The sequence below is a fragment of the Nocardioides terrae genome, assembly GCF_900112345.1.
GTDB lineage: Bacteria > Actinomycetota > Actinomycetes > Propionibacteriales > Nocardioidaceae > Nocardioides > Nocardioides terrae.
Genome location: NZ_FOLB01000002.1, coordinates 243,865 through 265,797 on the forward strand (window position 1 = coordinate 243,865; position 21,933 = coordinate 265,797).

Sequence of the window (21,933 nt, forward strand, 5' to 3'; positions counted from 1 at the left end):
TCAGACAAGGAGCATCCCCATGACCTCCATCAGGGACCACGAGTTCCCCACCTCCGAGCCTGTGCGGCTCTTCGTCGAGCTCGGCGTCGGCAAGGTCGCCGTCCACGCGGCCGAGACGACCACGTCGACGGTCCACGTCGAGGGCCCCGGCGCCGACGAGGTCCGCGTCGAGCAGTCGGGCCGCCAGCTGAGCGTGATCGGCCCCAAGCAACGCGGCCTGACCTTCGGCGGCGGCGCGAAGCTGAGCGTCACGATCACCGTCCCGACCAGCAGCCAGGTGTCGACCAAGACGGGCTCGGCCGACGTCGACCTGGACGGCGAGCTCGCAGCCGTCCAGCTGCGGTCCGGCTCGGGCGACATGTCGGTCGAGCTGGCCACCGGCCCGGCCGTGCTGGAGACCGGGTCGGGCAACATCCGCGTCGGTGAGGCCGGCGCCGACCTGCGCCTGAAGTCCGGCTCGGGCGACGTCAGCGTCGGCCAGGCGGGCAGGTCGCTGGTCGCCTCCACCGGGTCCGGCGACGTGGAGGTCGGCACGACGCGCGGCCCCGTCAGCGTGAAGACCGGGTCCGGCGACCTGCGGGTCAACAGCGCGGCCGACGACGTCACGCTCACCACCGGCAGCGGCGACCTCGAGGTCCGGTCGGTGGGAAGCGGCCGGATCACCGGCAAAGGGGCCTCGGGTGACATCAAGATCGCCGTCCCGGCCGGCGTACCTGTCTGGACCGACGTCACCACGGCCCACGGCCGCATCCAGTCCTCCCTCCGCGGCGCCGGCCAGCCGGTCGACGGCCAGGACCACATCGAGATCCGGGCACGCACCGCGAGCGGCGACATCACCCTGGTGGAGCTGTGAGCGCCTACTCCTTCCTCGGTGGGGCCGCTGCCCCGAGCCGAGACCCTCGCCGCGTCCCGCGGCAGCACCACGACCGAACGGAGACAGTCGATGATCACGAGACTCGTGTGGCCGCGCGGCGGTCAGCTCCTCATGGCGACGCCCTCGCGCCAGTACCCCATGAAGGCGACCTGTGACCGCTTCAGCCCGAGGTCGGCGACCAGCGCCCGCCTGAGCCCGGTGACGACCTTGGACTCACCCGCCACCCAGGCGTAGAGGCCGTCCCGGTCGCCCCTGGCGAGCGGCTCGCCCGACGAGGAGTAGGACGGGGTCTCCCAAAGGTCCGGGTCGACCTCGTCGTCGGCCACCGTCGGCATCGCCGCACCGCCCAGATGGGCCAGCACCGCCGCCGTCAGACGGCAGCCGAGCGGAGCGCCGGCCCGGGGCAGCCAGTTGATGGCCACATCCGGCGGCGCGAGGAGCGGCTGTACGTCGCCCCCGAGCGGCACCTCCAGGAACGCCGCGCCCCGGGCGTCGGCCGGCAGCAGCGACAGGATCGCCGCGATCGCCGGGACCGCCGTCTCGTCGCCGGCCAGGAGCAGCCGCTCGGCGTCACAGGGAGCGAACTCGATCCCGCCGAAGGGCGTTCCGCGGCGCGGGCAGAGCACGAGAGCGCGATCGCCGACCGACGCCCGCGCCGCCCAGGACGAGCCCGGGCCGTGAGCGCCCGGATGGAGCACGACGTCGACGACCAGCCGGGTGTCCGGGCCGCAGCCGCGGACCTCGCGGACCGTGTAGGTCCGAACGTGACCGCGGGTCGCCTCCGGCAGCGCGCACCAGTCGGCCCACCAGGTGTCGGCGCCGAGCTCGGGCAGGCCGGCCGGTCCCGGGATGAGCAGCTTGATCCGCTGGTCGTAGAGCGGCCCGTCGACACCGAAGTGGGCCAGGTCGGCTCCGCCGAGCTCGAGCCGGACGAACGACGGCGAGAGGCGCTCGATCGTGCGGACCTCGACGGAGGCGAGCAGCGGGCTCACCGGACCGCCACCTCGGCCAGCCCGGCGGAGCGGTGGTGACGGCCGATCGGCACCACGAGCGGCGTGCCCGAGACCGGGTCCTCGATGACCCGGGCCTCCATGCCGAAGACGTCGCGGACGAGGTCGCCGGTGACCACGTCGGACGGCGCGCCCTCGGCGACGATGCGGCCCTCCCGGAGGGCGATCAGGTGGTCGGCGTACCTCGCCGCGAGGTTCAGGTCGTGCAGGACCATCGCGATCGTCGTCCCCCGGCTGCGATTGAGGTCGGCGAGCAGGTCGAGCACGTCGACCTGGTGGCTGACGTCGAGGAAGGTGGTGGGCTCGTCCAGCAGCAGGAGGTCGGTCTCCTGGGCCAGCGCCATCGCGATCCAGACCCGCTGGCGCTGGCCGCCGGAGAGCTCATCGACGGAGCGGTCGGCGAGGCCCGCGGTGTCCGTGGCGTCCAGAGCGGCAGCGACGGCGGCCTCGTCGGCGGCGCTCCAGCGGCTCAACATCCGCTGGTAGGGGTGACGGCCACGGGCGACCAGGTCGCCGACGGCGATCCCCTCCGGGGCCAGCGGCGACTGGGGCAGCAGGCCGAGGCGGCGGGCGAGCTGCCTGGTCGGGACCGCGTGGATGTCCCGGCCGTCCAGGAGCACCTGGCCGTCGGTCGGCCGGAGGAGCCGGGCGAGCGCCCGCAGGAGCGTCGACTTGCCGCAGGCGTTGGCGCCCACGATGGCTGTGACCCGGCCCTCGGGCAGGGAGACGGTCAGGCCGGAGGCGACCGTGCGGTCGCCGTACCCGAGGGTGAGCGAGTCGGCGCGGAGCGCCGCCATCGGGCTGACGGTGCGGTTCAGAGAGGGGGTCACAGGGCGCCTCCGGTGCGGTGGGAGCGGATGAGGAGGTAGACGAGGTAGGGCGCGCCGAGCGCCCCGGTGACGACGCCGACCGGGTAACGGTTGTCGAAGGCCCACTGGCCGACCTGGTCGCCGACGAGCACGAGCAGCGCGCCGACGAGTGCTGCAGGGACGAGCAGCGGTGTGCCCGGGCCGACGAGACGGGCCGCGATCGGGCCGGCGAGGAAGGCCACGAAGGCGACCGGCCCCGCCGCCGCGGTGGCGCACGCCATCAGCACCACGGCGGTCACGATGCAGAGCAGGCGGGTCCGTTCGACGGGTACGCCGAGCGCCGCAGCCGTGTCGTCGCCGAGGTGGAGGAGGTCGAGCCGGCCGCCCTGAGCCAGGAGGACCGGCGCCACCACCGCCATCACGACGAGGAGCGGGACGACCAGGTCCCAGCCGGCGTTGTTGAGGTTGCCGGAGAACCAGCGCATGGCGGCCTGCAGGTCCCACTCCGAGGCCTGCACCAGCACCCACGAGATGACCGCGTGGAGCATGGCGGCCATCCCGATGCCGATGAGCACCAGCCGGGACCCGACGACACCGTCCTTCCAGGCCAGGACGTAGATCAGCAGGGCGACAGCGATCGCCGCGACGACGGCCACGGCCGAGACGGCGAGCCCGCTCAGCCCCAGGATCACGATCGCGAAGAGGCCTGCCGCCGAGGCACCGGTGCTGATGCCGATGACGTCCGGCGAGGCGAGCGGATTGCGGAGCATGGTCTGGAAGGTGACGCCGCCCATGCCGAACGCGAGCCCGGTGAGCACCGCGAGGCTGGCCCGCGGGAGGCGCAGGTCGCCGACCGTGAAGGACGCGCCGGGAACGGTCTCCCCGCGGACCACCTGCACGACGTCGGAGGGTCCGTAGAACGTGTGGCCCACCATGAGGCTCGCGAACCAGGCCGCGACGACCAGCGCGGCCAGGACCCCGACGATCACGGTCCGGCGGCGGGCGCGACGTCGGCGCCCGACCGCGACGGTGATCGCGGTCGCGCTCACAGCGCTCTCACCCGGGTCCGGCGCACGATCCAGACGAAGACCGGGGCGCCGATGAGCGCGGTCACGATGCCGACCTCGACCTCCTCCGGCCGCGCGACGACCCGCCCGACGACGTCGGCCAGGGTCAGCAGGCCGCCGCCGACGACGAACGAGGCGGGCAGCAGCCACCGGTGGTCGACGCCGACCAGCAGCCGGCAGGCGTGCGGCACCATCAGCCCGACGAACGCGATCGGTCCGGCGGTCGCCGTCGCAGCCCCGCACAGCACCACCGCGGCCACGCCCGCGACCAGACGCGTGCGGGCGACGTGCTCGCCCAGACCGGCGGCGACGTCGTCGCCCAGGGCGAGTGAGTTGAGGCCGCGCGCGGACGCGAGGCAGACGACGGTGCCGACGCCGAGGAAGGGAAGCATCATCCCGATCCGGTCCCAGCCGGCGCCGCCGACGCCACCGACCTGCCAGAAGCGGAACTGCGTCATCACGTCGAGGCGCGGCAGCAGCACCGCGCTGACCAGCGAGGACGACGCGGCCGCCGTCGCAGCGCCCGCGAGCGCCAGCTTGAGGGGCGTCGCGCCGCCGCGGCCCATCGAGCCGACGGCGTACACGAACACGGCGGTCGCGGCGGCGCCACCGATCGCCACCCAGACGTAGGAGGTGGGCGAGGCCAGCCCGAAGAAGGCGATGCCGGAGACGACGGCGAGGGAGGCGCCGTTGGTGATCCCCAGGATCGCGGGGTCGGCGAGGGGGTTGCGCGTGACGCCCTGCATCACGGCGCCCGACAGTCCCAGCGCACCGCCGACGAGAAGGGCGAGCACCGTGCGCGGGACCCGCTTGGCAACCGCTGCGGCCCCCAGCGTGGCGTCGTCGCCGGAGAGCCCGCGCACGACATCGTCCCAGCCGACGACCGCGACGCCCACGGCGACCGATGCCAGCGCGGCGAGCGCCACCACGAGGAGCGCGAGCAGGAGCCAGGCGGAGCGGTACGCCGCCCGGTGCCGTGTGGCGGCGGCAGCGGGCGGCGTACCGAGGACGGTGGCGCTCACGCCTCGTCGGCCGCCGCGGCGAGGACGTCGAAGTACTCGTCGATGCCCCAGCCGATCGAGAGCGGCGTCGGGTTCGCGGAGGCGGCGAGCGGCGTCGCGTCGGCGAGGACCGCGACGGCGCCCTTCCGGACGGCCGGGATCTTGCCGATCAGCGGATCCTGCTGGAGCGCGGCGAGGGTCGACCCGTCGGTGTCGCCGTAGCCGACGAACACGTCGACGTCGTCGAACTTCGCGGCCTCCTCGGAGCTGACCGTCTCGTAGAACGACTTCGAGGTGGCCGACGTCGTCCGCACGATCTCCGGCAGCGGCAGGCCGAGGTCGGCGAGGAACCCCGGCCGGGTGTCGTGGCTGGTGTAGAAGCCGACCTGGCTCATGTCGGTCGGGTCGACGTAGCTGAACAGGAACCTCTTGCCCGCGATCGACGGGTGCGCGTCGAGGGAGGCCTTGACCTTCGCGTCGAGGTCGTCGACCAGCTGGTCGCCCTCCGCCTCCAGCCCGAGCGCCTGGCTGTCGAGGCGGATCATGTCCTGCATCGAGGTCGCCCACGGCAGCCCGGGCTCGGCGACCACGGGAGCGATCTTCGAGAGCGTGTCGTACTCCTCCCGGGTCAGGCCGGAGTACGCCGCCAGGATGACGTCCGGCCGAGTGTCGGCCACGGCCTCGAAGTCGATGCCGTCGGTCTCGTCGAAGAGGACCGGCGTCTTGGCGTCCAGCTCGCCGAGCCGGTCCTCGACCCAGGGCAGGACACCGTCGTTGTCGTCGTCGCCCCAGGTCGCCTTGCTCATGCCGACCGGCACGATGCCGAGCGCGAGCGGCACCTCGTGGTTGGCCCAGGCCACGGTGGCGACCCGCTCGGGCTTCTTCTCGATCACCGTCTCGCCGAACGCATGCTTGATCGTGACCGGGAAGGCGCCGTCGGTGGTGGCGGCGGCTGCCCGGGCATCTTCGGCCGGGGAGTCGGTGCCGCAACCGGCGAGCGTGAGGGCGGAGAGTGCGGCGGCGAGTGCGACGCGCAGGGAGGTCGGGGGCACGGTGACCCTCTCTAGTTAGGTGAGGCTTAGTTAGGTGACCCTAACCAGATTCTCAGCCGTCTCGCAAGGGCGGGGTGCCCAGGCGGCCCTCTCGCCGCGCGCGATGTCGAGGAGGTGCAGACTGGGCTCCGTGCCGTGGCCGACCTGGGATGAAGCAGCCGCCGCGTGCCTCATCGCGCTGGTCCTCGCCCGCCTGACGATGGTCCTGCCGGCGGGCCGGCTGCGCGCGGCCGTCGCTCCGGCCCTCCGCGAGTTCTCGCTGGTGAGCGGGCTCTACACCCTCTGGCGGCTGGCCCGCCAGCTCCCGTTCACCCACGAGACCGGCGCGATCGATCGCGGCCGGGCGATCCACCGGCTCCAGCAGCACCTGCACCTGCCCAGCGAGATCGGCGTCCAGCACCTCGTCATCCACCACGGCTGGCTGGCCCGGCTCGTGAACGCCTACTACGCGACGGTGCACGTGCCGGCGCTGATCGTCTTCCTGGTCTGGTTGTGGGCGCGACACCGCGCCGCCTACCCGCACTGGCGCAACGGCCTGGTCTACGTGACGCTCGGCTGCCTGGTCATCCGCTTCCTGCGCGTGGCGCCGCCCCGCTTCATCCCGGAGCTGGGGTTCGTCGACCTGTCCCGCAGCCTGGGGTTCGACGTGTACGGCGACCCGGGCACCGGCGTCAGCGACCAGTACGCCGCCATGCCCTCGATCCACGTGGCCTGGGCGGCCGTCGTCGCGCTCGGTGTCTTCTGCGTCGCACGCAGCCGGTGGCGATGGCTCGTGCTCCTGCACCTGCCCGCGACGGTGTTCGTGGTCGCGGCGACGGGCCATCACTGGTGGCTCGACGGCATCGTCGCCCTGCTCCTGCTCGCGCTCGGCCTTTACGGCGACTCCCGCTGGCGCCGCGCCCGGGCCCGTACCGACGAACCGGCCCTCACGGCGGGAGCCCGCGGGTCGGAATCGGCGCCCGCCCCGCGCTAGCCCTCCGGGGTCAGATGGCGGTGCGGTGGAAGCTCTGGAAGCTGCGCGACGGCGTCGGCCCGCGCTGGCCCTGGTACCGGCTGCCGTACTTCTCCGAGCCGTAGGGGTGGTCGCTGGCCGAGGTGAGCCGGAAGAAGCAGAACTGCCCGATCTTCATGCCGGGGTAGAGCTTGATCGGCAGGGTCGCGACGTTGGCCAGCTCGAGCGTGACGTGGCCGGAGAAGCCGGGGTCGACGAACCCGGCGGTCGCGTGGGTCAGGAGGCCGAGTCGCCCGAGCGACGACTTGCCCTCGACGCGGGCGGCGACGTCCGCAGGGAGCGAGACCGCCTCGTAGGTGGACCCGAGCACGAACTCGCCGGGGTGCAGGATGAACGGCTCCTCGCCCTCGGTCTCCACCTGCCGGGTCAGCTCCGACTGGTCCACCGCCGGGTCGATGGTGGCGTACTTGTGGTTGTCGAAGACGCGGAAGAAGCGGTCCAGCCGCACGTCGATGCTCGACGGCTGGAGCATGCCCTCGTCCCACGGGTCCATGACGATCCGGCCGGCCTCGATCTCGGCGAGGATGTCCCTGTCGCTCAGCAGCACGGGGTCACCCTACCGACCGGACCGCCGGGGGCCGGGCGCAGAATGCTCGTGTGCGAGACAGCTTCAAGAGGTACGTCGCGATGGGGGACTCCTTCACGGAAGGCGTGGGCGACCCCGACCCGACCAGGCCCAACGGCCTGCGCGGCTGGGCGGACCGGGTCGCCGAGGTCCTCGCCGCCTCCGACCCGGACTTCGGCTACGCGAACCTCGCCATTCGGGGACGCAAGCTGGCCGCGATCCTCGACGAGCAGCTCGAGCCTGCGCTCGCCCTGCAGCCGGACCTGGTCACGATCTATGCAGGGGCGAACGACATGCTGCGGCCCTCCGCCGACGTCGACGGGCTGCTGGAGCGCTACGACGAGGCGATCGGCCGGCTCACCGGCACCGGTGCGACGGTGCTCGTCTGGACCGCGTTCGGGGCCCGCAAGAGCCGGTTCTACGCGATGCTGCGAGGCCGGTTCGCCTACTACAACGAGCTCGTCCGCGAGATCGCGGACCGGCACGGTGCGCAGATCGTCGACTACTGGCGGATGAGCGAGTACGACGACTGGGGGATGTGGGACGTCGACCGGCTGCACATGGCGACGCCCGGCCACGAGCTGATGGCGATCAAGGTCCTCGACCTGCTCGGCGTGCCGCACTCACTGTCGCAGCCCACGCCGATCGTCCACCCCGTCCTCTCCTCGCGCGAGCAGCGCGCCGCCGACCTGCAGTGGACCCGCGAGCACCTCGGCCCCTGGGTCAAGCGTCGGGTCACCGGCCGATCCTCGGGCGACGGCATCTCGGCGAAGTACCCCGTCCTCACGGCCGTCCGGCAGGGCTGAGGCGGACACCCGGCGCGTCGCGCGAACCACGTTCCTTTCCCCTGATTGGGGTCTGGCGGCAACGCCGAGCCGGTGTGATGATCGCGAGATCGACCGAACGGTTCGGCCGTGCCGAAACGGCTTTCATCATCGCGTTCATGCCTGGGGAACTCTCGGACAGCCATGGCAGCGCAGCTCCGGTTCGATGCCTCGTCGTGGCTCTCTCCCGGCGGCCCCCGTGCGTCTCGCCGATCGGGGATGGTCATCCATGTGGAATCAACGTCGTGTCCTTGTTGCAGCGTTCTCGACGGGGGTGCTCGCGGTCGGTCTCGGACCGACGGTGACCCCGTCCCCCGCCGGGGCGGCGCCGTTCAACGTGAAGCATCTGAACAAGATCCAGAGCCGGCTGATCTCCGGTGAGCTCCTCGCCGAGCTGGGTGACGCGGGGGTCCGGGGCAACCTGGTCCCCGGCGGCGGGGACGAGGACCAGGACCACGGTGCCGACGGCGCGGCGAACACACCGCCCGACAGCATCGGGCCGACGGTCGGGCGGGGCGGCCTCCCGGACACCTATGCGCCGGCCGGTAGCGGCGCATGCAGCGAGCGGCTCGGCAGCAACGTCAAGGTCAACCAGAACTGCCTCAACGTCAGCGACCCGGACCTGCAGGGCCGCGGCCAGGCCAACAACGAGAGCTTCATCTCCCAGGATCCGTTCAACCGCAACCACATCATCGCCTCCGACAACGACTACGTGCGCGGAGACGGGACCTGCGGCGCGGCGTACTCCCTCGACCGCGGACGGACGTGGAACGACTCGACAGTCCCCAACAGCTTCACCCGCGGGCAGGGCGCCAACGCGCGCCAGTACTGGCAGGCGGGCGGCGACACGTCGGTCGCCTGGGACACCCGCGGCAACGCGTACCTGTCCTGCCAGCTGTTCAACCGTGGCACGGTCGCGTCCAGCGACCCGGACCAGTCCAGCTCGTTCGTCGTGTTCCGCTCGACGGGCAACAACGGCGCATCGTGGAACTTTCCGGGCCGCTACACGGCCGCCTCCTTCGACCCGGCGGGCGCCGCAGGAGTCCTGGAGGACAAGGAGCTGATGACCGTCGACGCCTCGCTGTCCAGCCCGTTCCGCGACCGCGTCTACATCACGTGGACCGAGTTCGCCGCCGACGGCACCGCCTACATCTACGAGACCCACTCCAGCGACTACGGCGAGACGTTCAGCCCACGCGTGCTGGTCAGCAGCGACAGCGCGATGTGCCCCACGACGTTCGGCGTTCCGACCCCGCAGGGCAGGTGCAACGAGAACCAGTACTCCGACCCGTTCACCGGACCGGACGGTGCGCTGTACGTCGCCTGGTCGAACTTCAACAACGCGGTGACGGGCACCGACAACCGCAACCAGGTGCTCCTCGCGAAGTCGACCGACGGTGGCACCACGTTCAGCGCCCCGGTGAAGGTCAGCGACTACTACGACCTCCCCGACTGCGACACCTACCAGGGCGACGGTGCCGACCCGGGCCGCGCCTGCGTGCCGGAGAAGGGCACGTCCACCAAGTCGGTCTTCCGCGCGACGAACTACCCCTCGGGCGCGGTCAACCCGACGCGGCCGAACCAGGTCGTGGTCACCTTCGGGTCCTACATCAACCGGCACTCCAACGAGTCACGCGGGTGCACCCCGGCAGGATTCGCCGACTCCGGCCAGGACGCCTACACCGGCGTCAAGACCGGCGGTTGCAACAACGACATCCTGGCCAGCGTCTCCGACAACGGCGGCGCATCGTTCACGGGCACCACGACCGACCCACGGGCGCAGACCTCGGTGACCCAGGAGCGTCGCCAGGGGGACACCGACCAGTTCTGGCAGTGGGTGGCCTTCAGCTCCAGCGGAACGCTGGCCGTCGACTACTACGACCGGCAGTACGGATCTGACGAGACGACCGGCTACTCGGACATCAGCCTCTCCGGGAGCCGGGACCTGGCCCGGTTCGGCGCGGACCGCGTCACCACGAGCTCGATGCCGCCGCCGACGCAGTTCCCCGGCCCGAACGGCGGCCAGTTCTACGGCGACTACACCGGCCTCACCGTGACGAACGAAGAGGCACATCCGGTGTGGAGCGACACCCGCGCCGTGGACGTGTTCCTCTGTCCCGACAGCGCGACGGGAGCAGGCGATCCGCCGAGGCTGTGCACGGCGACCGAGACGAACGGGCTGCACGCCAACGACCAGGAGATGTTCACCGACTCGGTGCGCATCCCGAAAGCCCATCGCTGACGCAGTCCGCGTACGGGGCCCGGGCTCCACGAGTCCGGGCTCCGTTCCGCTGCGGCGGTCCCGGTTGGTCGACGGGCGTCGCTGACCTGTATGTTTTGCACATCCTGCGGATGTAGCTCAGTTGGTAGAGCGTCAGCTTCCCAAGCTGAATGTCGCGAGTTCGAGCCTCGTCATCCGCTCCAGAAGCCCCCGCGGGCGCTGTAGACGTCCGCGTCCGAGCGTCGATCGAGACCGTTCGAGATTCGCCGAATCGCTTGTCGACAAGCGGGTTACCGGGTGCCCCCATTCACGAGGGAGGCAACCATGACCGACAGTCCCACCGCCAAGGAGCGGGCAGAGAACGCGGCCGGAACGGCGAGCGACGAGAGTCGACATCTCGCCGGTGTCGCCCAGAACGAGGCTGGCAAGGTCGCGTCGGAGGCCGCGAACCAGGCCCGACGGGTGCTCGACGACGCCATGACCCAGGCCGGCGAGCAGTCCAAGGAGCAGAAGGACCGCCTGGCCGGCACGCTGAGGTCCTTCGGCGACGACCTCGAGTCGATGACGTCGCAGGCGAGCCCCGGGCTGGCCGCCGACATGACGCGCCAGGTGTCCGGCTACGCCCGGTCGATCAGCGACCACCTGCAGAACCGGGAGCCCGGCGAGCTGCTCGACGACGTACGGCAGTTCGCGCGTCGTCGGCCCGGTGTGTTCCTGCTCGGTGCCCTCGTCGCCGGGGTCGCCGTGGGCCGGATGGCTCGCGGCGCGGCCGACGGCATCGCCGGGGCGAAGTACGCCCAGGACAGGCAGCCCGTCGGCGGAGGCAGCGCAAGCACGACCGGCGCCGTCAGCGGAGCGTCCATGACCCCGCCGGTCACGCCCGCCACCACGTCGGAGCCCACGTATCCGGGCGCACCGGCGGCGTCGCCGTACGTGCCGGACCCGCACCAGACGCCTGACACCCACGGGCACGAGACCGGCGCGAGCGCACCCTCCACGTCCGGCGGGCTCGGGACGCCCGACCCGCTCGGCGGGACCGAGGGCCTGCGATGACGACACCCACACCCGACCCCATGGGCACGGGGGAACACCTGGCCGCGCCGCCCGTCGAGGACGAGCGGTCGCTCGGTGAGATCTTCAGCGACGTCGCGAACGACCTCTCGATGCTCATCAAGCAGGAGATGGAGCTCGCCAAGACCGAGATGAAGGCCGAGGCGAAGAAGGCAGGGAAGGGAGCAGGGCTGCTCGGCGGTGCCGGGCTGGCCGGCTACATGGTGCTGCTCTTCCTCTCGCTGACGGCCGTCTTCGCACTGGACGAGGGCATGCCGCTCTGGCTGGCAGCGCTCATCGTGACCGCCGTCTGGGCGGTCATCGCCGCCGTCCTGGCCGTCACCGGCCGGTCGGCGATCCGCCAGAGCAACCCGCAGCTGCCCAAGACGCAGCAGACACTCAAGGAGGACGCAGCATGGGCTCGAGCACAGAAGAACTGAGCAGCGACATCGCCTCGACCCGCGGCCGGATGGCCTCGGACATCGACGCGCTGCAGGACAGGGTCAGCCCCAGTGCGATCGTGCAGCGTCGCAAGGACGCCGCACGGAGCCGGGTCCTCGGCATCCGCGACAAGATCATGGGCACCGCCCACGACGTCGGTTCCGGTGCGTCGTCGAAGACGTCGAGCGCGACCAGCGGCGTCTCCGACGCCGCCCACGGTGTCGCCGGCCGCGCCCAGGGTGCCGCCCAGGGTGCCGTCGGGACCGCGCAGGACCAGATCCAGGGCAGCCCCCTGGCCGCAGGCCTGGTCGCCTTCGGCGCCGGCGTCGTGATCGCCGGGCTGATCCCGGCCAGCCAGAAGGAGGCCCAGCTCGCCTCGACCGTCATGGAGACGGCCAAGGAGCAGGGCGCTCCCCTGCTGGAGGAGGCCAAGTCGGTCGGCCAGCAGATGGGCCAGGACCTGAAGGAGACCGCGACCGAGGCGGCCGGCCAGGTCAAGGAGACCGCCGCAGACTCGGCCAGCCACCTCAAGGACGAGGGCCGGTCCTCCGCGGAGAGCATCCGTTCCGAGGCGCAGCCGGACAGCTGACGCCGAGGCACGACGCCGATACGGCGGCCGGGACCCACGCGGGTCCCGGCCGTCGTACGTCTGGGACGATGCCGTCATGGCCTCACCATCCGCGGCGTTCGAAGGGTTCCCCGTCGCGGCACTCGACTTCTACGACGACCTCGAGGTCGACAACACGAAGAGCTTCTGGGAGGCGCACAAGCACGTCTACCAGGAGTCGGTGCTCGCGCCGATGAAGGCGCTGACGGCCGCCCTCGAGCCGGAGTTCGGCACCGCGAAGATCTTCCGCCCCTACCGCGACGTCCGGTTCGCGAAGGACAAGACGGCGTTGTACAAGGCGCACCAGGGTGCGTTCGTCGCGGTCGCCCCGGAGACGGGCTACTACGTCGAGGTCTCGCCGCGCGGGGTGCGGACGGGCGGCGGCTGCTACTGGTTCGCGCCCGACCGGCTCGCCGCCTTCCGCGAGGCGATCGTCCACGAGCACTACGGCGCCGACCTCGAGCGCCGGCTCGCGACCGCGACGAGGAAGGGCTACGAGATCGGCGGCGAGAAGCTCAAGACCAAGCCGCGCGGGTACGACGCCGACCACCCGCGGATCGACCTGCTCCGGCACAAGTCCCTCACGCTCGGCCGATCGCTCGGCTTCGAGCCGGTGATCCACACCGCCGCCCTGGTCGACGAGGTCCGCCGGGACTGGCGCGCGATCAGGCCGGTCTCGGAGTGGATCGCCGAGCACGCGCAGGCCTGAGGGGTCTCTCGGACGACCCCCGCTTGCACGGGCGAACACCACCGCCGTACCCTTCAAGTTACCGGCCGGTAGAACACACCAGTAACTACGCGCGGCCACATCGTTCCCGACACGGAAAAGGTGGAGCAGTGAGCCACTACAAGAGCAACCTGCGCGACGTCGAGTTCAACCTCTTCGAGGTCTTCGGCCGCGACAAGATCCTCGGCACCGGCGCCTACGCCGACCTCGACGTCGACACCGCGAAGGAGATCCTCGCGGAGATCGAGCGCATCTCCCGCGAGGACCTGGCCCCGTCCATGGTCGAGTCCGACCGCACGCCGCCGGTCTTCGACCCCGTGACCAACACGGCACCGGTCCCGGCCGCCTTCAAGAAGTCCTACGACGCCTGGATGGAGTCCGGCTTCTGGAGCCTGCAGGCCCCGGCCGAGGTCGGCGGCACCGCGGCGCCGCAGTCGCTGATCTGGTCCTCGGCCGAGTTCATCCTGGGCGCGAACGCGCCGGTGTGGATGTACGGCTGCGGCCCGTTCTTCTCCCGGGTCGTCTTCGAGAACGGCACCGACCGCGACAAGCGCATCGCCGAGATCATGGTCGAGCGGCTGTGGGGCGCCACGATGGTGCTCACCGAGCCCGACGCAGGCTCCGACGTGGGCGCTGGCAAGACCTTCGCCACCGCCAACGAGGACGGCTCCTGGAACATCTCCGGCGTCAAGCGCTTCATCACCAGCGCCGAGTCGGACCTGCAGGAGAACATCATGCACCTGGTCCTCGCGCGCCCCCGCGGCGTCGAGGGGGTCGGCGGCCCGGGCACCAAGGGCCTCTCGCTGTTCCTCGTGCCGAAGTACCACTTCGACCACCGGACCGGTGAGCTCACCGGCGAGCGCAACGGCGTCTACGTCACCAACGTCGAGCACAAGATGGGCATCAAGGTGTCCAACACCTGCGAGCTCACCTTCGGCGACCCGCAGGTCGGTGGCGGCGAGCCCGCGCAGGGCTGGCTGCTCGGCGAGGTGCACGACGGCATCCGCCAGATGTTCGACGTCATCGAGAACGCCCGCATGATGGTCGGCACCAAGGCCATCGCCACGCTGTCGACCGGGTACCTCAATGCGCTGGAGTACGCCAAGACCCGCGTCCAGGGCGCCGACCTGACCAACAACGCCAAGGACGCCCCGCGCGTCACGATCACCCACCACCCCGACGTGCGCCGCTCCTTGCTGGTGCAGAAGTCGTTCGCCGAGGCCATGCGCGCGCTGGTCATCTACACCGCCACGTGGCAGGACGACGTGTCGATCGCCAAGCACAACGGCGAGACCAACCAGCTCGCGGTGGACGTCAACGACCTGCTCCTGCCGATCGTGAAGGGCTACGGCTCGGAGCGCTCCTGGACGATCCTCGGCACCGAGTCGCTGCAGACCCTCGGCGGCTCCGGCTTCCTGCAGGAGTACCCGATCGAGCAGTACGTCCGCGACGCCAAGATCGACACCCTCTACGAGGGCACCACCGCGATCCAGGGCCAGGACTTCTTCTTCCGCAAGATCGTCAAGAACCAGGGCGTCGCCCTGGGCCACCTCGCCGGCGAGATCAAGTCGTTCCTGGCCGAGGAGGGCCACGGCGAGCTCAAGGAGAGCCGCGCGCTGCTCACCACCGCCCTCGCGGACGCCGAGGCGATCGTCAGCCACATGTTCACCGACCTGCTGTCCTCGGACCCGAGCTCTGCGTCCGGCGACATCGGCAACATCTACAAGGTCGCCCAGAACACCTCGCGGCTGCTCATGGTCCTCGGCGACGTGATCTGCGCCTGGCTGCTGCTGCGCCAGGCCGAGGTCGCGCTGGAGAGGCTCGGCGGCGACGCCGGCAAGGACAAGTCGTTCTACGAGGGCAAGGTCGCCGCGGCGAAGTTCTTCGCGTCCTACAACCTGCCCAAGCTGAGCGCCGAGCGCGCGATCGCCGAGGCGATCGACAACTCGATCATGGAGCTCGACGAGGCGGCCTTCTAGGTCTCGACACGCCCCCCGGCGCCCGCTGGTCGACCAGCGAAGCCGTCAGACGCGGCCCGTCCGGCACCAGCCGGGCGGGCCGCGTCGTCGTTCGGCCATTTCTGCGGCCGCTTCGGAGGTTCTCGCCGAACCGAGCAGCGCCGCGGGTTAACCTCTCCCGTCCTTCGCCCCACCGAACCACGGGACCACTGTTGAATCGCGCCACCTGGCGGCTCCTCGTCGCCGCCCTGCTCCTGCTCGCTCTGACGGTCCCCGAGGCCGGCGCTCTGGCGGGCCCGCTCGAGCACCGGACGTCGGCGGCCGACCCCAGCGTCGTCAAGGCCGGTCCCAAGCGGTACGTCGCCGTCGCGACCGGGCCGCGGGTCAGGCGACTGGTCTCGCGCAACGGCGTGCAGTGGCGCCCGATCGGACCGGCGCTGTCGGTCAGACCCGCCTGGGCCCGGCCGGGCAGCACCATCTGGGCGGCCGACCTCGTCCACCTGCGCGGCCGCTGGCTGCTCTACTTCGCCGCGCCGGTGGCCGGCATGGGGGCGACCAGCAGATGCATCGGCGTGGCGGCCTCGTCGTCGAGCACCGGCCGGTTCCGGCCGGTCAGCCGGCGTCCGCTGGTCTGCCCGCCCGCCGCGCACGCGCCGCGGGCCGAGGACCGGATCGTCGACCGGCGGCGGTCGCGGCCGACGTACCCGACCATCGGCGCCATCGACCCGTCGGTCTTCGTCGACCACGGACGGGTCTCCCTGCTCTACAAGACCGACGGGAAGCCGTCGTCGATCCGCCTGCTGCGCCTGCGCGGGAACGGGCTGCACGCCAGGGGCCGCAGCCGAGCGCTGCTCTCGACCGGCGGCGTGCTCGAGAACCCGGTGATGGTCCGACGCGGCCGCTGGATCTACCTCTTCATGTCGGCCGGGGACTACTCCCGCTGCAGCTATTCGACGGTCTGGCGGCGCAGCCGGCGCATCACCCGGTGGCGCAAGCGGTCGCAGCACACCCTGCTGGCGCGCCGGAGCACCGGCCTGTGCGGCCCGGGCGGCGCCGACGTGGTCGTCGACCGGCGGGCGGTCCGGCTCTACTTCCACGGCTGGACCTGCGCGGGGACACGGCCGTGCGGCGAGACGTTCCACAACGACACCCGACGGCCGGGCGCTGTCCGCGCGCTCTACGCCGCCCGGCTCCGGTTCGGCGGTCGCGGGGTGCACGTCGGGTCGTTCGTGCGGCCGCACGGCGAGCACACGCGGAAGCACCGGGCCGGCAAGCGGCACCACCGCAAGCACCACGCCCGGCACCACCGCAAGCACCACGCCCGGCACCACGCCCGGCACCACGCCCGCCATCACGCCCAGCGCAAGCACCACCACAAGAGGCGTCACCACCACCGGCACCACCGGCACCACCGGCGCTGATGAGGCGCCGGTCCCGCGGAGAGGCAACGCCGCGGGTTAGCCTCAGGGCCGCCGCCGACCCGGGACCGACCAGGAGCACCATGCCGAACCGCACCGCCGAGACCCACCCGGACGACGCCGCCGACCGCGGCAGGCGGGCCGGTCGTCGTACGGCCCTGCTCGCGGTCCTCGTGGCCGCCGTCCTGGCCGTGAGCGGCGGCGCTGCCGTCGCCCGGGTGCGCCCGCTGGTCAACGGCAACGTCGGCGACCCCAGCATCGCCCAGACGAAGGCGAAGCACTACGTCCTGGTCGGCACCGGTGCGCAGGTCCTGCGGATGTCCTCCCGCAACGGGAGGCGCTGGCACCTGGCCAGCCCGGCGCTGCTGACCCGGCCAGCCTGGGCGCGTCCGCAGGGCGACATCTGGGCGTCCGACATCGTGCGCCTGCGGGGCCGGTGGGTGCTCTACTACGCCGCGCCGGTGCGCGGCCTCTCGCCCAGCAGCCGCTGCATCGGCGTGGCGACCGCGGCAGGGCCGACCGGCCACTTCCAGCCGTTCGGCGCCGCTCCGCTCGTCTGTCCGCCGGGCGCCGACACGCCTGCCGCCGCGGACCAGATCGTCGACCCCGGCCAGGCCGCCCCCACCCTGCCGACCACCGGCGCCATCGACCCGTCGGTCTTCCAGGGGCAGGGCGGCGTGTGGCTGCTCTACAAGACCGACGGACGACCGTCGTCGATCCGGATCGTCCCGCTGGCGCTCAACGGGCTGACGATCAGCAGCGGCAGCCGCCCGCTGCTGGCCAGCAGCGGCGTCATCGAGAACCCCGTCCTGGTCAAGCGCGGACGGTTCTTCTACCTCTTCACCTCCGAGGGCGACTACACGACCTGCGGCTACGGGACGGTGTTCCGCCGCTCGGCCCACCTGCTCTCGTGGAGCGGGGTGCCGACCCGACGCATCCTCACCAAGGCCAAGACCAGGCTGTGCGGGCCGGGCGGCGCCGACGTGCTGGTCACCGGGCACGGCCGCAGGGCGGAGTTCTCGCTCTACTTCCACGCCTGGACCTGCCGGAGGACGGGCAAGCCGTGCCGGGACCCGTTCCAGGCGTGGGCCGGCCGGGAGGACTACCGGCTCCCCGTGCGGTCCCTCTACGGCGTGCACCTGAGGTTCACGAAGCGCAAGTTCCCCATCCTCGGCAGCTGGCTCCGGCGCGGGCACTGACGGGCGGGTCCGGCCGCCACCCTAAGGTGACGGCGTGCCCTGGACCCCCGAGCAGATGCCCGACCAGACCGGCCGGACGGCGGTCGTCACCGGTCCGACCGTCGGGGGGCTCGGCTACCACACGGCGCTCGAGCTACTGCGTCGCGGCGCCCGCGTCGTGCTCGCCGGCCGCTCCGCCGACAAGCTCGCGGAGGCCCGCTCCGCCCTGTTGCGGGAGGTGCCGGCCGGTGCCGTCGAGCAGCTCGTCCTCGACCTGACGTCGCTGGCCGCCGTACGCGCGGCGGCGGCGGAGGCCGCCGGGCTCGGCGCGATCGACCTGCTCGTCAACAACGCCGGCGTGATGGCCCCGTCGTACTCGCGGACCGTGGACGGGCTCGAGGTCCAGCTGGCCACCAACCACTTCGGACCCTTCCTGCTGACCGGGCTGCTGCTCCCGCAGCTCGTGAAGAGCGGGGACGGGCGGGTCGTCACCGTCGCGTCGCTCGCCCACCGGCTGGCGCGGTCGGCGCCGCTCGGCGAGCCACGCGCGGAGCCACGGCGCTACGGCCCGGTCGGCACCTGGCAGGTCTATGCGCAGAGCAAGCTCGCCAACCTGCTCTTCACCTACGAGCTCGACCGGAGGCTCCGCGCCGCCGGTCTGCCCGTCAAGGCGTTGGCCGCCCACCCGGGCATCGCCACCACCCGGCTGGTCCGGAACGGGCCGCTGGGCTCGATCCCGCTCGGCCGGCCCGTGGTCGAGACCGCGATGCGGGCGCTCTTCCAGACGCCCGCTCCGGCCGCGTGGCCGACCCTGATGGCCGCGACCGCCGACCTCCCCGGCGCGACCTTCACCGGTCCCGGCCGGCCCGGCGAGCTGGCCGGCCCGGCCGTGATCGTCGGCAGCACCCACCGCTCGCACTCCCCCGCCGACCAGCAGGCGCTCTGGGACCTCTCCGAACGGACCGTCGGGCTGACGTGGCCGTGACGTCGGTTCGTCGAGGTATGCAGCCGAACCCGCACATCCCACGCGGAGTTCCGCACGGGAAGCGACGCTTGGCCTGCATACCTCGATGAACCGTCACCCCGTGGCGCGACCCGGCGGCCACACGTAGGGCAGATCGTCGGGGACACCGGGGAACAGCGGGCCGTAGTGGTCGGGGTCCTTGCGCAGCAGCGAGGACTGGTGGCTGCGGTGGAAGTCGGGGTCGCCGAGCCAGTCGGGCAGCTCGCCGGCCTCCGCGAGCTCGGCCTGTCCGCGGACGTGCACCACACCGGCCGTGGCCAGGTCCGCCCGGATGGTGCCGGCGCAGGTGTCGGCGAAGCCCGCCTCGACCCACGCCCGGGTCGCGGCGAGCCCGTAGGCGCCCAGCGCCTCCAGGCAGCCCGACCACATCTTGACCGCGGGGTGGTGCCGCCAGCCGTAGCCCGGCCGGACGAGTCCGCGCACGACCTGGATCGCCTCGACGCGCTGCTTGCCGAGTCGCTTGCGGTCGAGCACCGCCATGGAGCGGTCGAAGTCGGCGTACGGCAGGAAGGTCTGCACGAACCGCCGGTTACCGCTGGCGCGGCTTGTACGCCGGGGCGACCTTGGTGAACGCGGCCTTCCGGGCGATCTTGGTGTTGGCGGCGAAGAGGAGGAAGGCCTGCTCGACCCGCTCACGGGCGAAGGTACGCCGGGCCGAGCGGTGCCAGGTGTCGTTGAAGATCCGCTTGGTGGCCGCCAGCGCGTCGGGTGACTTCTCGGCCAGCCGCTGGGCGAAGGCCGTCGCCGCGGCGACCGGGTCGGCGTCGAGCTCGGTCACCAGCCCGAGGTCGTGGGCCTGCTTGCCGCTGAACATCTCGGCGGTCATCGTCAGTCGCTTCGCGGTGTCGATCCCGACCAGCTCGGAGAGCGCCTGGACGCCCGACATGTCGGGGATGATCCCCCACCTGCCCTCCAGCACCGACCAGGTGGAGTCCGGCGTCGCGAACCGGAAGTCCGCACCGAGCGCGATCTGGACGCCGCCGCCGAGGCAGTGGCCGTGCACCGCGACGATGACGGGGGCAGGCACCCGCCGCCAGGCCCATGCCGCCTCCTGGAAGACGTTGGTCCCCCGCCACGGTCGCGGCGTGAACGCCTTTGCGACGTCGGCCGGCCGCTTCAGTGTGCTGGAGAAGTCGAGGCCGGCACAGAAGGAGTCGCCCTCGCCGGCGAGCACGACCGCACGCAGCGTCTTGTCCCTGCCCAGCCCCCGGGCCGTCGCGACCAGCTCGTCGAGCAGCGGCAGGGTCAGCGCGTTGAGCTTGTCGGGGCGGGCGAGCCGCACCTGGGCGATGCCGTCGGAGGTCGTGGCGGTGACGAGTGACATGGGAGGAGCGTATGCCGACGCGCGCGGTGCTTGCTACTCGCAAGTAACGTCTGCACGCCGTGTCGCTCCGCCGAGCACCCTGGCACGATGGCGCCATGGTTGACCCGCGCGCAGGCACGCCCGCCACCGACGCAGACCTCGTCGACGTCCCGCAGCTCGTGACGGCGTACTTCACCCGGACGCCCGACCCGGACGACCCCGACCAGCAGGTCGTCTTCGGCACCTCGGGGCACCGCGGCTCGTCCCTGCGCACCGCGTTCAACGAGGCCCACATCGTGGCGACGACGCAGGCGATCTGCGACTACCGCATGGGTCAGGGGTACGACGGCCCGCTCTTCCTCGGTCGCGACACGCACGCGCTCTCCGAGCCGGCGTACGTCTCCGCCGTGGAGGTGCTGATCGCCAACGACGTCACCGTGATGCTCCAGGGCGGCTACCAGCCGACCCCGGCCGTCTCGCTGGCCATCCTCACGGCCAACGAGGGGCGGACGAGCGGGTCCGGGCTGGCCGACGGCATCGTCGTCACGCCCTCGCACAACCCGCCCGCCGACGGCGGCTTCAAGTACAACCCGCCGCACGGCGGCCCCGCCGACTCCGCGGCGACGAGCTGGATCGCCGACCGCGCCAACGAGCTGATCCGCAGCGGCCTGAGCGCCGTCAAGCGGGTGCCGTGGACCCGGGCGCGGGGCCAGGCGCACGACTACGACTTCCTGGGCGGGTACGTCGACGCCCTGCCGTCCGTCGTCGACCTCGACGCCATCCGCGGTGCCGGGGTGCGCATCGGCGCGGACCCGCTGGGCGGGGCGTCGGTGCACTACTGGGCGCGGATCGCCGAACAGCACCGGCTGGACCTGACGGTCGTGAACCCGGCCGTGGACCCCACGTGGCGCTTCATGACGCTGGACTGGGACGCCAAGATCCGGATGGACTGCTCCTCGCCCTACGCGATGTCGTCGCTCATCGCGCGCCGCGACGAGTTCGACCTCTGCACGGGCAACGACGCCGACGCCGACCGGCACGGCATCGTCACGCCCGACGCGGGCCTGATGAACCCCAACCACTTCCTCGCCGTCGCGATCGGCTACCTCTTCGGCGGGGCCCGGCCGGAGTGGCCGGCGACCGCTCAGATCGGCAAGACCCTGGTCTCCAGCTCGATGATCGACCGGGTGGCGGCATCGCTGGACGGCGGCGCGGGCAAGCCGCTGGTGGAGGTGCCCGTCGGGTTCAAGTGGTTCGTCCCGGGCCTCATCGACGGGTCGTTCGGGTTCGGCGGTGAGGAGTCGGCCGGCGCGTCGTTCCTGCGCCGGGACGGCTCGGTGTGGACGACCGACAAGGACGGGCTGCTCCTGGCCCTGCTCGCCTCGGAGATCCTCGGAGCGACCGGCGAGACGCCGTCCCAGCACTACGCCGACCTGGTCGCCCGGCACGGACGGCCGGCGTACGAGCGGGTCGACGCGCCTGCCTCCCGCGAGGAGAAGGCCGCCCTGGCGAAGCTGTCGGCGGACGCCGTCACCGCCACGTCGCTGGCCGGCGAGGAGATCACCGCCAAGCTCACCGAGGCGCCCGGCAACGGCGCAGCGATCGGCGGGCTCAAGGTCACCACCGAGTCGGCATGGTTCGCCGCGCGTCCGAGCGGCACGGAGGACGTCTACAAGATCTACGCCGAGTCGTTCCGCGGCCCCGAGCACCTCGCGCAGGTGCAGGAGGAGGCGCGCAGCGTGGTGGCAGCGGCCCTCGGGAGCTGACCGCCCGCCTCTGTTCAGGCCGGCCG

The 21,933-nt window shown here is 72.0% G+C and carries 21 protein-coding genes and 1 tRNA gene; 14 read left to right on the plus strand and 8 right to left on the minus strand.

The genetic code is table 11. The annotated features are described in order from the left end of the window. Positions 1-19: 19 nt before the first annotated feature. On the plus strand, positions 20-853 hold the full coding sequence (locus BM236_RS03970; protein ID WP_091120471.1) for a DUF4097 family beta strand repeat-containing protein: 834 nt from the start codon (positions 20-22) through the stop codon (positions 851-853). A gap of 122 nt (positions 854-975) precedes the next feature. Here the strand turns inward: BM236_RS03970 and BM236_RS03975 are convergent, their stop codons facing one another. The 5 genes from BM236_RS03975 to BM236_RS03995 are packed head-to-tail and all read right to left on the minus strand — an operon-like array spanning position 976 to position 5,813. Continuing rightward, positions 976-1,866, minus strand: a complete 891-nt coding sequence (locus tag BM236_RS03975; protein WP_091120473.1) for a siderophore-interacting protein — start codon at positions 1,864-1,866, stop codon at positions 976-978. Continuing rightward, positions 1,863-2,681, minus strand: a complete 819-nt coding sequence (locus tag BM236_RS03980; RefSeq protein WP_091120805.1) for an ABC transporter ATP-binding protein — start codon at positions 2,679-2,681, stop codon at positions 1,863-1,865. Before BM236_RS03980 ends, BM236_RS03975 begins: the two co-directional genes overlap by 4 nt. Positions 2,682-2,710: 29 nt before the next feature. Further along, entirely contained in the window at positions 2,711-3,742 is a 1,032-nt protein-coding gene (locus tag BM236_RS03985) for a FecCD family ABC transporter permease (RefSeq protein WP_091120476.1), read from the minus strand. After that, positions 3,739-4,782, minus strand: coding sequence for a FecCD family ABC transporter permease (locus BM236_RS03990; protein ID WP_091120478.1), 1,044 nt, complete (start codon positions 4,780-4,782; stop codon positions 3,739-3,741). The genes BM236_RS03985 and BM236_RS03990 overlap by 4 nt, the downstream gene beginning before the upstream one ends. After that, on the minus strand, positions 4,779-5,813 hold the full coding sequence (locus BM236_RS03995) for an iron-siderophore ABC transporter substrate-binding protein (RefSeq protein ID WP_091120481.1): 1,035 nt from the start codon (positions 5,811-5,813) through the stop codon (positions 4,779-4,781). Before BM236_RS03995 ends, BM236_RS03990 begins: the two co-directional genes overlap by 4 nt. A 130-nt stretch (positions 5,814-5,943) precedes the next feature. On the opposite strand from BM236_RS03995, the gene BM236_RS04000 reads away from it, so the two are divergent. Next, complete coding sequence (locus tag BM236_RS04000; protein ID WP_245750116.1) at positions 5,944-6,786, plus strand: phosphatase PAP2 family protein; 843 nt, start codon at positions 5,944-5,946, stop codon at positions 6,784-6,786. A gap of 10 nt (positions 6,787-6,796) precedes the next feature. Here the strand turns inward: BM236_RS04000 and dcd are convergent, their stop codons facing one another. Further along, positions 6,797-7,372 (minus strand): dCTP deaminase, encoded by a 576-nt coding sequence (gene dcd / locus BM236_RS04005; protein ID WP_091120485.1) that lies wholly within the window; start codon positions 7,370-7,372, stop codon positions 6,797-6,799. 50 nt (positions 7,373-7,422) lie between these two features. On the opposite strand from dcd, the gene BM236_RS04010 reads away from it, so the two are divergent. From BM236_RS04010 to BM236_RS04060, 11 genes are all read left to right on the plus strand, one after another. After that, positions 7,423-8,196 carry an SGNH/GDSL hydrolase family protein gene (locus BM236_RS04010; protein WP_245750117.1) on the plus strand — a complete coding sequence of 258 codons (774 nt, stop codon included), beginning with the start codon at positions 7,423-7,425 and terminating at the stop codon, positions 8,194-8,196. 319 nt (positions 8,197-8,515) lie between these two features. Then, positions 8,516-10,456, plus strand: a complete 1,941-nt coding sequence (locus BM236_RS04015) for a sialidase family protein (protein WP_139230021.1) — start codon at positions 8,516-8,518, stop codon at positions 10,454-10,456. A 106-nt stretch (positions 10,457-10,562) separates the two neighbouring features. Continuing rightward, positions 10,563-10,638: transfer RNA gene (locus BM236_RS04020), tRNA-Gly, on the plus strand. A gap of 121 nt (positions 10,639-10,759) precedes the next feature. Then, positions 10,760-11,488 carry a hypothetical protein gene (locus BM236_RS04025; RefSeq protein ID WP_091120491.1) on the plus strand — a complete coding sequence of 243 codons (729 nt, stop codon included), beginning with the start codon at positions 10,760-10,762 and terminating at the stop codon, positions 11,486-11,488. Further along, positions 11,485-11,925: a phage holin family protein gene (locus BM236_RS04030; protein WP_217645223.1), complete on the plus strand. Its 441-nt coding sequence runs from the start codon at positions 11,485-11,487 to the stop codon at positions 11,923-11,925. Before BM236_RS04025 ends, BM236_RS04030 begins: the two co-directional genes overlap by 4 nt. Then, positions 11,901-12,515 (plus strand): DUF3618 domain-containing protein, encoded by a 615-nt coding sequence (locus BM236_RS04035; protein WP_091120495.1) that lies wholly within the window; start codon positions 11,901-11,903, stop codon positions 12,513-12,515. Before BM236_RS04030 ends, BM236_RS04035 begins: the two co-directional genes overlap by 25 nt. Before the next feature lie 76 nt (positions 12,516-12,591). Further along, positions 12,592-13,242: a DUF2461 domain-containing protein gene (locus BM236_RS04040; protein ID WP_091120497.1), complete on the plus strand. Its 651-nt coding sequence runs from the start codon at positions 12,592-12,594 to the stop codon at positions 13,240-13,242. Positions 13,243-13,370: 128 nt separating this feature from the next. After that, positions 13,371-15,239: an acyl-CoA dehydrogenase gene (locus BM236_RS04045; RefSeq protein ID WP_091120499.1), complete on the plus strand. Its 1,869-nt coding sequence runs from the start codon at positions 13,371-13,373 to the stop codon at positions 15,237-15,239. 191 nt (positions 15,240-15,430) lie between these two features. Then, the gene (locus tag BM236_RS04050) at positions 15,431-16,639 is read left to right on the plus strand and encodes a family 43 glycosylhydrolase (RefSeq protein ID WP_175507541.1); all 1,209 of its coding nucleotides are present in this window, start codon (positions 15,431-15,433) and stop codon (positions 16,637-16,639) included. Between the two features lie 80 nt (positions 16,640-16,719). Next, on the plus strand, positions 16,720-17,835 hold the full coding sequence (locus BM236_RS04055) for a family 43 glycosylhydrolase (protein ID WP_175507542.1): 1,116 nt from the start codon (positions 16,720-16,722) through the stop codon (positions 17,833-17,835). A 34-nt stretch (positions 17,836-17,869) separates the two neighbouring features. After that, entirely contained in the window at positions 17,870-18,799 is a 930-nt protein-coding gene (locus BM236_RS04060; RefSeq protein ID WP_245750118.1) for an oxidoreductase, read from the plus strand. Between the two features lie 93 nt (positions 18,800-18,892). Here BM236_RS04060 and BM236_RS04065 read toward each other — a convergent pair whose 3' ends face one another. After that, positions 18,893-19,357 carry an MSMEG_6728 family protein gene (locus tag BM236_RS04065; protein WP_091120504.1) on the minus strand — a complete coding sequence of 155 codons (465 nt, stop codon included), beginning with the start codon at positions 19,355-19,357 and terminating at the stop codon, positions 18,893-18,895. A gap of 10 nt (positions 19,358-19,367) precedes the next feature. Continuing rightward, positions 19,368-20,162: a crotonase/enoyl-CoA hydratase family protein gene (locus tag BM236_RS04070; RefSeq protein WP_091120506.1), complete on the minus strand. Its 795-nt coding sequence runs from the start codon at positions 20,160-20,162 to the stop codon at positions 19,368-19,370. A gap of 95 nt (positions 20,163-20,257) precedes the next feature. Here BM236_RS04070 and pgm point away from each other — a divergent pair, with 95 nt between their 5' ends. Next, a complete protein-coding gene (pgm, locus tag BM236_RS04075; protein ID WP_091120509.1) occupies positions 20,258-21,907 on the plus strand; it encodes a phosphoglucomutase (alpha-D-glucose-1,6-bisphosphate-dependent) in 1,650 nt (549 codons plus the stop codon). The last annotated feature ends 26 nt before the right edge of the window (positions 21,908-21,933 follow it).